The following is a 12,897-nucleotide window of genomic DNA, read 5'->3' on the forward strand; positions in this document are numbered from 1 at the left end:
GTGTAACGTGGCCGCCTCGGCTTTGGAGAAGAATATGAATACCCCCAACGAAAACGTCAGCATGGCGCTTTTCTGCGACTTCGAGAACGTGGCGCTGGGTGTGCGCGACACGAAGTACCAGAAATTCGACATTCGTCCCGTGCTGGAACGTCTGTTGCTCAAGGGCAGCATCGTCGTCAAAAAAGCCTATTGCGACTGGGAACGCTATAAGGAATTCAAGGCCCCCATGCACGAGGCCAATTTCGAACTGATCGAAATTCCGCACGTGCGCCAATCGGGCAAGAATTCGGCCGACATCCGGCTGGTCGTGGACGCGCTGGACTTCTGCTACACCAAGTCGCACGTCAACACGTTCGTGATCATCAGCGGCGATTCTGATTTTTCGCCCCTGGTATCCAAGCTGCGCGAGAACAACAAGAAGGTGATCGGGGTGGGCGTGAAGCAATCCACGTCGGACCTGCTGATCGCCAACTGCGACGAATTCATCTTCTATGACGACCTGGCGCGCGAAGTGCAGCGCACCGCCGACGGCCGCCGCGACAACCGCGGTAGCGCCAGCACCGGCCAGCGCCGCACGCCCGACGAAGAAATCCGCCGCAAGGAAGAACTTGACGCCCGCAAGGCGCAGGCCGTCGAGATGGTGGTCGAAACCTTCGAAGCGCTGATGGCCGAACGCGGCGACAGCGGCAAGATCTGGGCATCGGCGTTGAAAGACGCGCTCAAGCGCCGCAAACCGGATTTCAACGAGTCGTACTACGGCTTTCGCGCCTTTGGCAACCTGCTGGACGAAGCCAAAAAGCGCGGTTTCCTGGAAGTTGGCCGCGAGGAAAATGCGGGCACGTATGTGTACCGCGATAGCGTGGACGGCGTGGATGCGGGCGAGGTTGCCGACAGCGCACCGGCTACGGTTCGGGCGGATCGCACGGAGCGCGCCGACCGCGGCGACCGCTCTGAACGTACCGACCGCGCCGAACGCGGCGACCGTGGCGAACGCACCGACCGTACCGACCGCTCCGACCGCTCCGACCGCGGCGAACGCAGCGACCGTACCGACCGCTCTGATCGCACCGACCGTGGCGGCCGGAATAATAGCTCGCGTTCCGCGCATGGCCGCCACGCCGCAGCCGAACCGTCGGCCGTGTCGGCGCCGGCTGATACGGGCGACACGCACACCGACGCCGTTGCCGTTCAGGAAGACACCGATTCCCGGCCCTCCCGCAGATCGCGTGGCGGCCGCAAGTCGGGCCGAGGCGCCAGCCAGCGCGGCGATCAGAACGCAAACGTAGCGTCCATGAACTCGCCTGGCGCAGCTGCCCCGGCTGACGCGCTTGCCGATGGGCAGGCCGCGGCGCCCGAGGCCGCGGCGGACGTGGCGCAAGCCCCCGCCGCCGCGTCGCCTGCGGCACAGGCCGAGGCGTTTGCCCAAGCCAGCCAGCAAGCGGAAGCCGACCGCGCAACCGCGCAGGAGCTCGCCAAGGAAGCCGCCAAGCTCGAAGCCATGCGCGCCGATGCGCTGGCGCGTGCGCAGGAAACCAAGCCGGTTCAACCGTCGCGCCTGCCGCCCATGCCGACCCCGTTGCCGCAGGCGCGCCAGCCGCTGCCCGCTGTGAACATCGCGGAATGGACCTTTGTGGAAACGCCGCCCGAGGCGCGCCGCGAGTCGGTCAAGACGCCGGTCAAGGTGTCGGACCCGTTTGAAGGCGGCGCCGCGCGCATCGCCGCCGAGGCCGCCGCCCGCGCGGCGTCCGAGCAGGAAGCCAAGAAGGCGCAAGAGAAGGCGCAAGAGAAGGCCCCGGAGAAATCGGCGGCCAAGACGGCAACGAAGACGCCCGCCAAGAAGACCACAAAGACGGCGACTAAGACAGCGACTAAGTCTGCAACTAAGTCTGCAACTAAGTCTGCAACTAAGACGGCAACTAAGACGGCGACTAAGACGGCGACTAAGTCTGCAACTAAGACCGCAGCGGCCAAGACGGCAGCTCAACCCCTCGCAGACGCGGCCCCCACCGATGCCGGCGCAGCCCCCGCCCAAACGGCCAGCCGTAGCCGTCGCCCGCGCAAGTCGGATGAATCGGCTTCCTGATCGTTCAGGGCGTCATTTTTCTGCGCAGACGTCGCCATGCAATATGTGTTGATCAGTTCCTGCCTGTTGGGCAACCCCGTGCGCTACGACGGGCGCGGGGTGCCCCACGATGACGCCGTCCTCGCGCGCTGGCGCGCCGAGGGCCGGGTCGTCTCGGTCTGTCCGGAAGTGGCGGGCGGGATGCCCATCCCGCGTCCGCCCGCTGAAATCGAACCCGGTAAACGTGCCGCCGACGTGCTGGATAGCGGCGCGCGCGTGGTTGCGGTAACGGGCGAAGACGTCACCTTGCCGTTTGTGCAAGGCGGTCAAGCGGCGCTGGCGCTTGCCCAACAGCGCGGCATTCGCATTGCGGTGCTGAAGGAAGGCAGCCCATCCTGCGGCAGCGGCTATGTTTACGACGGGCATTTCGCAGGCGCTCGCCAACCGGGCGTGGGCGTGACGGCCGAATTGCTTACGCGCGCGGGTGTGCGGGTCTTCAGCGAAAAGCAGTGGGGCGAAGCCGACGCCAGTTTGTTGCGGCTGGAGGCCGAAGATGGGGCGTAGGACGGGTATCGTCATGCGTATCGGCGCCGTGCTGTGCCTGGCGCTGTCCGCCTTCTTCTACTACGCCTGGTACGCGTTCTACTTGAAGTGGGACTTCAACGAACTGGGCCGCTACTACGACCCCGTCGACCAGGTGGTCTACACGTCTTCGGGTTTTGTCTGGGTGCTGCCGGCAACCGTGTTGCTGGCGGCCGGCGCCGTCTTTATCTGGCGCGGCAGGCGACGTTAAGCACGCCGCCTTGCCGCCGCTAATTCACTGCGGATAACCGGGGTTGCGCGCTCAGTTGGCGCGGTAGCCCCGGCTGGTCATGCAGGAATCCAGCGAACGGTTGTACGTGTCCACCATCACCTGCGTGGTCCATTGCGAAATGGTGGCGGGGTCATAGCCGCTTTGGTTCATGGCCCAGCGCTGGCATTCGTGGGTGGCGTTGGCCTGGGCCGAATTGACCTTGGGCGCCGACTCATATTGCACGGGCGCGTATTGCGGCTGCGGTTGCGAGTAGGCAACGGGCGGCGCGCTGTACACAGGGGGCGCTTCGTAGACGGGCGCGGCATAGGCAGGTGCGGCATACACGGGCGCGGCATACAGCGGCGGACTGGTGTAAGCCACGCCCGGCGACGCATAGACGCCCGTTTGCACATAACTGGGGCCAGAGTCAGCCGCCAGCAATAGGCCAACCGCGGCCAACGCAAACGCGCCGCCCACCCACCACCCGGCCGAGCTGCTGCCGCCACCGCCATGGTGGTGATAGTTACTGCCGCCGTAATACCCGCCGTGGTAGCCGCCGCCGCCATAGCCGCCGCCGCCCCAACCACCCCCGCGTCCGCCAGCCATCACGGGTGCGCTTGCAACGGCAAGCGCCAACGCCACGACAACCATCCGGCCTGTAAACCGTTTCATGATCTTGCTCCTGATTCGCCGAGCACCGCCTTTCAGAAAAGGCCCACGGCGATAGCCCTACTTTACTGCTGCGCGCGCCGGTGCGTCCGCATCAAAAGTGGTTGCAAACGCTACTGCTATTTCAAGTGACTTCAAACCGGGCCAGTGGAACGCGGCATGGCGCCCACCCCCTTTCTCGCGAAACTGGGACGGCATTTGTTTCAGGGTTTTGTCAGTTTGAAAAGCTGTACCTTTACGCGCTGTGTCAGCGCAGTCACAACGCGTTTCGCAACGCCTGGGAAGTAGTAGCGGAAAGCGGTGAACGGTAGTACTTTCTCGCGATGATTACGGCACTACCCCCATCTTTATCGCAAGACAAGCGTCTCACCAAAGGTGAACGCACCCGCTTACAGCTGTTGGAGGTTGCCGCGGCGGAATTCGCCGAACGCGGTTTCCAGCATACCCGGATCAGCGACATCGTCGCCCGGGCCGGCGTGACGCAGCCCGTCTTTTATCAATACTTCTCAAGCAAGCAAGCGGCCTACGACGAATTGGTCGGCATGTTCGCGCAACGCTTGCGGCTCGCCATCAGCCAGGCGCGTTTACCGGCCAGTCTTGGCGGCACCGAGCTGGCGGACCGCATCCGCCGTGGCGTCCTGGGCCTGCTTGCCATCTTGCAGGAAGATCCCAACCTGACCCGCATCGGCTTCTTTCAAGTGGCGGCGGCGGAAGCGTTGAAGGACGAACTGGTGGCGATGATCGCCGACAACATCCGCGCCGAACAGCAGGCGGGCCTGTTCCGCCCGGAGATTTCGGCGGACTGGTTTGCGCAGTCGCTGATGGGCGTCATCGAACGCTTCACGCGCCAGATGCCCGACGCGGCGCAGCAGCAGGCGTTGGCGGAGTTCATCACCGACTTACTGCTGGATGGCATACGCCACCCTCAACGACAAGCCTCCTAGCCGGAGGCTTTTTTTTTGGCTGTGGCGGATGCAACCGGCTGCAAGGGGCCGGCGTGGTTCGCCACTTGCAGCCGGCGCCCGGGGCTTACTCCACCCGTGCGCCTGACGCCACGACCAGCTTGCCTGCCGCTTCCCAATCGGCTTTCAGCAAGTCCTGAAACTGAGCCGGGGTTTTCGCTTCGGCTTCCACGCCCAGCGATGCCAGGCGCGTTTGCACCTTCGGGTCCGCCAGCACTTTGTTCACGGCTGCGTTGATCTTGTCGCGCTCGGCGGCGGGCAGGCCAGCGGGGGCCAGCAGGCCCAGCCAGGAGTCGAAGGCGTAGCCGGGCAGGCCGCTTTCGGCGACGGTGGGCAGGTCGGGCGCGAAGCGCGAGCGGGTCTTGCCCGTGTAGGCCAGGAACGTCACGCGCGGGTCGTTGCGATACGCGGTGACGCCGATGGTGGCGGCGGTTACCGCCTGCACGCGGCCGGCCAGCAGTTCGGTGACGGCGTCGCCCGTGGACTTCATCGGGATGTGCTGCATCTGCGCGCCGGCCGTGGCCAGGAAGGACGCCATGCCCAGATGCGATGCGCTGCCGTTGCCGGCCGACGCGTAGTCGTACGCGCCGGGTTTGGCTTTGACGGCCTGGATGAAGTCGGCGGTGGTCTTGGCGTTCAGGCTGGAGGACGCCAGGATGATGTAGCCGGTGTTGCCCAGGTACGCCACGCCCGTGAAATCCTTGTAGGGGTCGTAGCTCAGGTTCTTGTACAGGTAGCCGGCAATGTTGTGGCTGGCGGCGGCCAGCACCAGGGTGTTGCCGTCGGGGTTGGCGCGCGCCACTTGCGACGTGCCCACCGTGCCGCCCGCGCCTGCGCGGTTTTCCACCACGATCGAGGCGTTCAGCGCCTGGCCGAGTTCGTCGCCGATGGCGCGCGCGATGGTGTCCTGCACCGCGCCGGTGCCGTAAGGCACGACGATGCGGATGACGCGTTGTTCGGCCTGTGCCGTGCCGATGCCGGCGAGGGCCAGCGTCAGGGCGAGCAGGGTGGTGCGGCGTACAGCTTGGAATTGGGTGGGCATGACAGCGGCTCGTAGCGTTGGTGCGCCCGCCCGATATTTGGGGGCGCGAAGGCGTTGGACTCTAAAGAGTCAGGGCGCGCCCGCCAACGATTTATTTGCCGCTTGTTTATAGCTATCAGGGATATAGCGCCCGGGTCACGCCCAGGTTTCGTGCAGATGCGCCCGTGGCGCCCGGGCTCGCCGCGTTCGCCAGGCAGCATCCTGCGTTGCGCGTCAGCTATCAGGCGGGGGCGGCGCATGCGGACTTGATGCCGTCTTATGCGTTGCCGCCGCAGGCCGTGTATGCGGTGTATCCCGATACGCGCCATGTCAGCGCCAAGGTGCGGCGCTTCATTGATTTTCTGCGGACGGGGAAATAGCCCGTCCGCAGAATAAATCAGCGCGTGATGGCCGGTGTGCCGCCCGCGCCCAAGTCCCAGTACAAGCCCGTCATCAAACCCAGCGCCTGACGCAGCAGTGCCGGCGGCAGATGTTCATTGGGCGCATGCTGCGAACACCCCGGGTACGAATGCGGCACCCAGATCGTGCGCAGACCCAGCACATCCGTGAAGATGTCGTTGGGCAGCGACCCGCCCAGGTTGGGCAGCAGCGCGGTCTTCTGGCCCGAGGTGCGCTCCAGCGAATCCACCGCCCATTGCACCCAGGCGTCGTCGGGGTCAATGCGCGTCGCGCAGAACATCGACTCGCGCGTCAGCGCAATCTTCACCATCGGAAAGCCATGGCTATCCAGGTGCCGGCGCAGCGCGGGAATCAAGTCGTCAGGGTTCACGCCGACCACAAAGCGCAGTTGGCAACGCGCCCAGGCGCGCGGCGGAATGGCGTTGACGGGTGTGTCGGGGTTGCCGGTCTTGTAGGCCAGCACTTCAAACGAGCACCAGCCAAACACGCGTTCCGCGGGCGACAAGCCGGGTTCGCCCCAATCGGGTTCGATCTCGGGGCCATCTGCGCCGCCATCCACCTGGCAGTCGGCCAGCGCCCGGCGCACGGCGGCGGGCAGTTCAGCGGGCACCCATTCCGGGATGCGGATCTGGCCGGTGGGCGACACGATGGTGGAAATGGCGTGCGCCAGCTGGATGCCCGGGTTGGAAATCAGCCCGCCCCAGTTGCCGGAATGGTGGCCGCCTGCGCGCGCGTCAATGCTCAGGTCAAAGTTCAGGCTGCCGCGTGCGCCCAGGAAAATGGTGGGCCGCTGCGCGGCCAGGCGCGGGCCGTCGGACGCAATCAGCAGGTCGGCGGCAAGCAGGTCGCGGTGTTCGGCGCAGAGTTCGCGCAAGCCCATCGAGCCCGTCTCTTCGCCCATTTCAATCAGATATTTGGCGTTGAACCCCAGCTTGCCGCGCGCTTCCAGCACCAGGCGCAGCGCTTCCATATTGATGGTGTGCTGGCCCTTGTTGTCGGCGATGCCGCGTCCGTACCAGCGGCCTTCGGCTTCGGTCAGCGCCCAGGGCGACAGGCCTTCCTTCCATTCTTTTTCCAGCCCGCGGATGACGTCGCCATGTCCATAGCCCAGCACGGTGGGCAGGGCGGGGTCTTCAATGCGCTCGGCATACAGGAACGGCGCCAGCGCTTTGGGGTGCGTCAGCGTGCGGCAGGTGAAGCCCAGCGCTTCAAACGCCGGGCGGATTTCGGATTCCAGGTAGTCCGCCAGCACGGCGGCGCGTTCGGGATTCTGGCTTTCCGTGGGCAGCGCCAGCCGGCGCGCCAGCAGCGCGCGGAAAGCGCCCGAATCAAAACAGTGTTCCGCTTGGGCGATGGCTTGCTCACGGGTCATGATGGTCGGGCTCCGGTGGAAGTGGGGATCGAAGAGGGCGGTGAAGACGCATGCGATGCGGCAGCGGAAGACGATGCCGCGGGATACAGGTGGCAGGCCACGACCGACGTGTCACGCAGCGTCAGCGCCGGCCGTTCGGTCTTGCATTGCGCCATCGCGTACTGGCAGCGCGGATGAAACGGGCAGCCCGGCGGCGGATGCAGCGGGTCGGGAAACGACAGCCCCAGCCCCATGTCGGGAATGCCCAGGCCGGGTTCGGGCGTCAGCACCGACGCAAGCAGCGCCTGCGTATACGGATGGCGCGGGTCGTGAAACAGCTTGGCCGTGGGGGCGGATTCCACTACGCGGCCCAGATACATGACGGCCACGTCGGTGGCAATGTGCTCCACCACCGCCAGGTTATGGCTGATGAAGACATAGGTCAGGTTGAATTCGCGGCGCAGGTCCATCAGCAGATTCATGATCTGCGCCTGCACGGACACGTCCAACGCGGAGGTGGGCTCGTCGCAGATGACGATTTCCGGGTTCATGACCAGCGCGCGCGCAATCGCCACGCGCTGCCGTTGCCCGCCCGACAACTGCCCCGGGGTGTTGTGCGCCAGACGCGGCGGCAGGCCCACGCGTTCCAGCATCTCGATGGCCTTGTGCAGCTTCGGGTTGGCGATGCCGTGCACCTCCAGCGGCAGCGACACGATGGACGCAATGGAGCGGCGCGGGTTCAACGACGAATAGGGGTCCTGAAAAATCGGCTGCACGCGGCGGGCGAGCGCGCGGCGGTCCATCTGCCGGATGTCCTGGCCGTCGAGCTTGATGGCGCCTGCGCTGGGCGGCGTCAGGCCCAGCAGCATGCGGGCCAGGGTAGATTTCCCGCAGCCCGATTCGCCCACGATGCCCAGCACCGCGCCGCGCTCCACGGACAGGTCCACGCCGTTGACGGCATGCAAGGTGCTGCGCGGACGAAACATGCCGGTGCGGATCGAAAATTGCCGGCTGACGGCTTCCGCTTGCAAGAGCGCGCTCATGCCGGAACTCCTTCTTCTTGGCGGATGCAGCGCCATTGCTGTTCGGGCGGGTGGCCGTAGACGGGAATGGTGTCGCGGCACTGCGGTTGCACATAGCGGCAACGGTCGGCAAAGGCACAGCCGCGCAAATCCCCCACCAGCGATGGCACCACGCCGGGGATGGTGCCCAGCGATTCGCCGGGCGGCGTGCGGCCAGGCACGGGGATACAGCCCAGCAGCCCTTGCGTATACGGATGGCGCGGCGTGGCGAAAATGTCTTCGACCGGGCCTTCCTCGACGATCTGCCCCGCATACATCACGGCAACCTGCTGCGCGATGCGCGCCACCACGCCCAGGTCGTGCGTGATCAGCACCATCGCAATACCCAGCTCGGCTTGCAGGTCGGCCAGCAGGCGCAGAATCTGCGCCTGAATGGTGACGTCCAGCGCGGTGCTGGGCTCGTCGGCAATCAGCAGTTCCGGGCCGCACATCAGCGCCATGGCAATCATCACGCGCTGGCGCAAGCCGCCGGACAGCTGGTGCGGGTATTGCGTCAGCCGTTGTCCGGCCGAGGCGATGCCTACCTTTTCCAACAGTTCAACGGCGCGGTCGCGCGCTTGCTGCGCGCTGGCGTGGCGATGGTGGATGTAGTGTTCGGTCAGTTGTTCGCCGATGGCGTAGGCGGGGTTCAACGCCGTCATCGGTTCCTGGAAGATCATCGCCATCTTGCTGCCGCGCAGCGCGTTGATACGCCGTCCGCGCGCGGCCGACAGGTCTTCGCCCAGCACCGACAACCGGCGCGTCGTGCGCTTGGCGGCCTTGGGCAGCAAGCCCATGATGGCCAGCGACGTCATTGATTTCCCGCAGCCCGATTCGCCCACCAGGCACAGCGTTTCGCCGCGCTTGACCTGGAATGACACGTCGCGCACCGCATGCAGCGTGCCGCGTGGCGTGGCGATGTCGACCGTCAGCCCCTGCACGTCCAAAACGATTTCTTTGTCGGCCATGGTCAGGCCCTCTCTTCAGGCGTCAGCAGTTGATGCAGCCCGTCGCCCGCGAGGTTGATCGCGAAGATCAACAGCGCCAGCGCCGAACCCGGAATGGCGATGAGCCAGAACGAGAAGAACATATAGGCCTTGGCTTCCGAGATCATCAGCCCCCACGACGGCAGCGGCGGCTGCACGCCCAGTCCCAGGAACGACAGCGATGCTTCCAACAGAATGGCGCTGGCGGCTTCCAGGGTGGCGATCACGATCAGTTGCGGCACCACATTGGGCAGCACTTCGCCCCACACGATGCGCCACGTGGACGCGCCCGCGGCCTGCGCCGCCGCCACGTATTCCAATGAGCGCACCTGCTGCGTGGCGCTGCGCATGACGACGGCGTAGCGGTCCCACTTCAGAAAGCCCAGCACCAGAATCACCACCCACAACGAGCCGCCGACGATGGCCACCGTAGCCAGCGCCACCAGGATCACGGGCATCGACAAGCGGGTCGTGATCAGGAACGAAACCGCCATGTCGACCTTGCCGCCGAAGTAGCCGGCGGCCATGCCCATGGCCGTGCCGATCAGCCCGGATATCAGCGCAACGCTGATGCCGATCAACAGCGAAATACGCGCACCGTAGAACAGACGCGACAGATAATCCCGGCCCAGCTGGTCTGTGCCTAAAGGATGCAGCCAGGTGCCTTTGGCGTACCAGACGGGCGGCGCGGTGCGGTAGGCCAGGTCCTGGAAGTAGGGGTCGTGCGGCGAAATCCACGGGGCAAGCAGCGCAATCATCACGATCACGAACAGGATGCCGCCGCCTGCCAGCAGCGCCTTGTTGCGGCGCAGCCGGCGCCAGCGCAAGGTCGACGCGGTCAGTTCGATGGGCGCGGGAGCGCCGGGCACGATAGGAGTCAAGGTAGGCGTAGTCATGTCAGGACACCCGGATGCGCGGGTCCAGCCACGCGTTGGCAATATCAGCGGCAAGCGTCAGCAGCACGTACAACACCGACAGCAGCAGCACGATCAGCTGCATCACCGGATAGTCCTTGTATGTGATGCTCTGGTAGGCCAGATACCCCAGCCCGTCCAGCGCGAAGATGGTTTCAATGACAACCGAACCGCCCAGCAGATAACCCAGCTGCACGGCGGCCAGCGCCACCACCGGCACGATGGCGTTGCGCAGCGCATGCTTGAAGATGATCTTGCGGGCCGGCAGGCCTTTGGCGCGCGCGGTGCGGATGTAGTCCGCGCCCAGCACTTCGATCATGCCGGCGCGGATCAGCCGCATGAAGGCGGGTGCCACGTAGTAGCCCAGAGCAATGGCGGGCATCACGAAATGCTGCCAGGTGCCGCTGCCCGACACGGGCAGGATGCGCAGCGAGATCGAGAACAGCATGATCAGGATCAGCGCAAAGAAGAAGTTCGGCAGCGCCTGGCCCAGCACCGCAATGGCCAGGCACAAGCGGTCAATCGCGCTGCCCTTGTAGATGGCGGCCAAGACGCCCAGCGGAATCGAGATCAGCAGCGCAAAGCCCAGCGCGCCCATCCCCAGCAGCAAGGTGGTCTTGAGCTTGGACAGAATCAGCGGGCCGGCTTCGGTCTTGAAGTATACCGACGTGCCGAAATCGCCTTGCATGATGTGCCAGAGCCAGTCGGCGTACTGCACCACCAGCGGCCGGTCCAGCCCATAGGTCTTGCGGATCATGTCGATGTCGGCCTGGCGCGCCCCTTCGCCGGCCAGCGCCAGCGCCGGGTCGCCCGACAGATGCAGCAGCAGGAACGCCAGGATTGATACGGTCAGCGCCACCAGCGCCGCCAGGCCCAGGCGCCTGATCGTGAAATAAAGCATTGGACTTCCTCTAACGGTTCAGCCCGCCGGGCGCGCGCCATGCCCGCCCGGCGATTCCCTGGCGCTTACTTCCAGCTCATGTCCCAGAAGCGGACAAGCTCATCCGAATAGGGCTTGAAGTTCACGTCCTTGGTGGCCACGTAGTAGGCGGGCAGTGTCCACAACGGCACGGCATACGCCTTCTGCGCAATCAGGTCCAACGCTTCTTTGTAGGCGGCGTTGCGCGGGGCGCTTTCAATGGTGTGGTCGCCCTTGTTGAGCAGGTCGCGCACTTGCGCATCGCGCGTGACGTCGTCGTTGCCGAAGGCGAAGTACACGGGGGTTGAGGCCGACACGTCGTTGACCAGGTTGGAACCCCAGGTCTGGTGGGTCAGCGCCGCCTTGTTCGCGCGGATCATGTCGCGCATGGCGGCGTATTGCAGGAAGTTCAGCTTGGCGCGGATACCCACGGCCTGCAGGTAGTTGATGATGGCTTCGGTCTGGTTGCGTTCGCGGTAGGCCACGATGTCGATGTCGAAACCATTGGCGTAGCCCGCATCGGCTAGCAGCTTCTTGGCCAGCGCCGGGTCGTACTTGTAGGTGGGCGCGCCGTCTTGCGTGCAGCCCACTTGCGACGGCGTGCAGATGGTGTTGATCAGCCCGCCGCCTTCACCCACGATGTTCTTCAACATGGCGTCGCGGTCAATCGCGTGAATGATGGCCTTGCGCACGCGTTCGTCTTTCAACTGCGGCGCAGGAGTTCCGTCCTGAATGTTCATCTGCATGAACACGATGCGCATGGTGTTGCCGGTGACCATTTGCAGGTTCGGCATCTGGCCCAGCTGTTCCGCCTGGTCCTTCGGCACGCTCATGATCAGGTCTTCGCCGCCCGAGATGACTTCGGCCATTTGCGTCTGGCGGTCGGGAATGAAGCGGATGACGACCTTGCCGATCTTCGGTTGCGCCTTGGGCGAATCCTTGAAGTAGTCGGCGTTGCGTTCCAGCGTGATGGATTTGCCGGGCTGGTAGTCCACCACCTTGTACGGGCCTGACCCCACGGGCTTGGCGTTCATGCCCTTGGGGCCGACTTCCTGGTAGTACTTGGCGGGGTGGATGGCGGCGGTGGTGGACAGGTATTCCTTGGCGCCGGGGAAGGGCTCTTTCGTGGTCAGGCGCACCTTGTACTGGTCGATTTTCTCGACCTTGTCGATCCACGACACGTTCTGCTGCGTCACCGCCTTGTTCTTCGGGTCGGCCACGTAGTTCAGCGTGTACACGACGGAGTCCGCATCGAACGCTTCACCGTTATGGAATTTGACGCCTTCGCGCAACTCGAATTCCATCGTCTTGTCGTCAATCTGCTTCCAGCTCTTGGCCAGTTGCCCCTTGTACTCGTTGGTGACGGGGTCGCGGTAGAGCAGCGTGTCCCAGACGTTGGCGGCGATGATGACGCCGATCCGCACGTTGTTGAAATACGGGTCGACGCTTTCGGGCGCCTGGTCATACGCCATGCGCAGGGTGTCGTCCTTTTTGCCGGCCAGCACGGGCTGGGAAGCCAGCGTGGCGCAAGCGAAGAGGGCGGCGGCCAGGGCGCGCAAGGGCGTGATGCCGCGCAAGGGCGATGCAGATACAGCGGACGTGAAGCGATGCGATTTGAAGCGTTGCGGTGTGACGCGAAAATCAGCCATGGTGAAGGCTCCTCTGGAAGGCACTACATGTACTGCGTATCCATCATCTCGCTCCGGGCCGCGCCACCCTTGTGCTTATCGTTATCGTCC

Annotated in this window: 13 protein-coding genes; 5 read left to right on the forward strand and 8 right to left on the reverse strand. The window is 64.8% G+C overall.

From position 1 onward, the window contains the following. The first annotated feature begins 34 nt into the window (after nt 1–34). The 3 genes from ACFZAI_RS14765 to ACFZAI_RS14775 are packed head-to-tail and all read left to right on the forward strand — an operon-like array spanning nt 35 to nt 2,855. On the forward strand, nt 35–2,083 hold the full coding sequence (locus tag ACFZAI_RS14765) for an NYN domain-containing protein (RefSeq protein ID WP_391567560.1): 2,049 nt from the start codon (nt 35–37) through the stop codon (nt 2,081–2,083). A 36-nt stretch (nt 2,084–2,119) separates the two neighbouring features. Next, nucleotides 2,120–2,626 (forward strand): DUF523 domain-containing protein, encoded by a 507-nt coding sequence (locus ACFZAI_RS14770; protein WP_391567561.1) that lies wholly within the window; start codon nt 2,120–2,122, stop codon nt 2,624–2,626. Further along, a complete protein-coding gene (locus tag ACFZAI_RS14775; protein WP_391567562.1) occupies nt 2,616–2,855 on the forward strand; it encodes a hypothetical protein in 240 nt (79 codons plus the stop codon). The genes ACFZAI_RS14770 and ACFZAI_RS14775 overlap by 11 nt, the downstream gene beginning before the upstream one ends. 51 nt (nt 2,856–2,906) lie before the next feature. On the opposite strand, the gene ACFZAI_RS14780 is transcribed toward ACFZAI_RS14775, so the two are convergent. Further along, nucleotides 2,907–3,527, reverse strand: a complete 621-nt coding sequence (locus ACFZAI_RS14780; RefSeq protein WP_391567563.1) for a hypothetical protein — start codon at nt 3,525–3,527, stop codon at nt 2,907–2,909. A 320-nt stretch (nt 3,528–3,847) separates the two neighbouring features. Between ACFZAI_RS14780 and ACFZAI_RS14785 the strand changes: the two genes are divergently transcribed. After that, entirely contained in the window at nt 3,848–4,468 is a 621-nt protein-coding gene (locus ACFZAI_RS14785; protein ID WP_391567564.1) for a TetR/AcrR family transcriptional regulator, read from the forward strand. Nucleotides 4,469–4,553: 85 nt separating this feature from the next. Here ACFZAI_RS14785 and ACFZAI_RS14790 read toward each other — a convergent pair whose 3' ends face one another. Next, nucleotides 4,554–5,528 carry a tripartite tricarboxylate transporter substrate-binding protein gene (locus tag ACFZAI_RS14790; RefSeq protein ID WP_391567565.1) on the reverse strand — a complete coding sequence of 325 codons (975 nt, stop codon included), beginning with the start codon at nt 5,526–5,528 and terminating at the stop codon, nt 4,554–4,556. A 164-nt stretch (nt 5,529–5,692) separates the two neighbouring features. Here ACFZAI_RS14790 and ACFZAI_RS14795 point away from each other — a divergent pair, with 164 nt between their 5' ends. After that, a complete protein-coding gene (locus tag ACFZAI_RS14795; RefSeq protein ID WP_391567566.1) occupies nt 5,693–5,887 on the forward strand; it encodes a hypothetical protein in 195 nt (64 codons plus the stop codon). A gap of 17 nt (nt 5,888–5,904) precedes the next feature. Here ACFZAI_RS14795 and ACFZAI_RS14800 read toward each other — a convergent pair whose 3' ends face one another. From ACFZAI_RS14800 to ACFZAI_RS14825, 6 genes are all read right to left on the reverse strand, one after another. Further along, nucleotides 5,905–7,299, reverse strand: coding sequence for a M20 family metallopeptidase (locus ACFZAI_RS14800; protein ID WP_391567567.1), 1,395 nt, complete (start codon nt 7,297–7,299; stop codon nt 5,905–5,907). Beyond that, nucleotides 7,296–8,321: an ABC transporter ATP-binding protein gene (locus ACFZAI_RS14805; RefSeq protein ID WP_391567568.1), complete on the reverse strand. Its 1,026-nt coding sequence runs from the start codon at nt 8,319–8,321 to the stop codon at nt 7,296–7,298. The genes ACFZAI_RS14800 and ACFZAI_RS14805 overlap by 4 nt, the downstream gene beginning before the upstream one ends. Beyond that, nucleotides 8,318–9,307, reverse strand: coding sequence for an ABC transporter ATP-binding protein (locus tag ACFZAI_RS14810; RefSeq protein WP_391567569.1), 990 nt, complete (start codon nt 9,305–9,307; stop codon nt 8,318–8,320). Before ACFZAI_RS14810 ends, ACFZAI_RS14805 begins: the two co-directional genes overlap by 4 nt. Nucleotides 9,308–9,309: 2 nt before the next feature. Further along, a complete protein-coding gene (locus ACFZAI_RS14815) occupies nt 9,310–10,221 on the reverse strand; it encodes an ABC transporter permease (RefSeq protein WP_391567570.1) in 912 nt (303 codons plus the stop codon). 1 nt (nt 10,222) lies between these two features. Beyond that, on the reverse strand, nt 10,223–11,140 hold the full coding sequence (locus tag ACFZAI_RS14820) for an ABC transporter permease (protein ID WP_391567571.1): 918 nt from the start codon (nt 11,138–11,140) through the stop codon (nt 10,223–10,225). Between the two features lie 65 nt (nt 11,141–11,205). Next, entirely contained in the window at nt 11,206–12,807 is a 1,602-nt protein-coding gene (locus tag ACFZAI_RS14825; RefSeq protein WP_391567572.1) for an ABC transporter substrate-binding protein, read from the reverse strand. Nucleotides 12,808–12,897: the final 90 nt, after the last annotated feature.

Origin of the sequence: Achromobacter sp. NPDC008082, from assembly GCF_042957345.1 — a bacterium.
GTDB lineage: Bacteria > Pseudomonadota > Gammaproteobacteria > Burkholderiales > Burkholderiaceae_B > Achromobacter > Achromobacter kerstersii_A.

Coding starts and splice junctions, on each gene's coding strand:
- ACFZAI_RS14790 (WP_391567565.1), bottom strand. CDS start 5,528: ATGCCCACCCAATTCCAAGCTGTACGCCGCACCACCCTGCTCGCCCTG.
- ACFZAI_RS14810 (WP_391567569.1), bottom strand. CDS start 9,307: ATGGCCGACAAAGAAATCGTTTTGGACGTGCAGGGGCTGACGGTCGAC.
- ACFZAI_RS14825 (WP_391567572.1), bottom strand. CDS start 12,807: ATGGCTGATTTTCGCGTCACACCGCAACGCTTCAAATCGCATCGCTTC.
- ACFZAI_RS14780 (WP_391567563.1), bottom strand. CDS start 3,527: ATGAAACGGTTTACAGGCCGGATGGTTGTCGTGGCGTTGGCGCTTGCC.
- ACFZAI_RS14770 (WP_391567561.1), top strand. CDS start 2,120: ATGCAATATGTGTTGATCAGTTCCTGCCTGTTGGGCAACCCCGTGCGC.
- ACFZAI_RS14800 (WP_391567567.1), bottom strand. CDS start 7,299: ATGACCCGTGAGCAAGCCATCGCCCAAGCGGAACACTGTTTTGATTCG.
- ACFZAI_RS14820 (WP_391567571.1), bottom strand. CDS start 11,140: ATGCTTTATTTCACGATCAGGCGCCTGGGCCTGGCGGCGCTGGTGGCG.
- ACFZAI_RS14775 (WP_391567562.1), top strand. CDS start 2,616: ATGGGGCGTAGGACGGGTATCGTCATGCGTATCGGCGCCGTGCTGTGC.
- ACFZAI_RS14765 (WP_391567560.1), top strand. CDS start 35: ATGAATACCCCCAACGAAAACGTCAGCATGGCGCTTTTCTGCGACTTC.
- ACFZAI_RS14805 (WP_391567568.1), bottom strand. CDS start 8,321: ATGAGCGCGCTCTTGCAAGCGGAAGCCGTCAGCCGGCAATTTTCGATC.
- ACFZAI_RS14785 (WP_391567564.1), top strand. CDS start 3,848: ATGATTACGGCACTACCCCCATCTTTATCGCAAGACAAGCGTCTCACC.
- ACFZAI_RS14815 (WP_391567570.1), bottom strand. CDS start 10,221: ATGACTACGCCTACCTTGACTCCTATCGTGCCCGGCGCTCCCGCGCCC.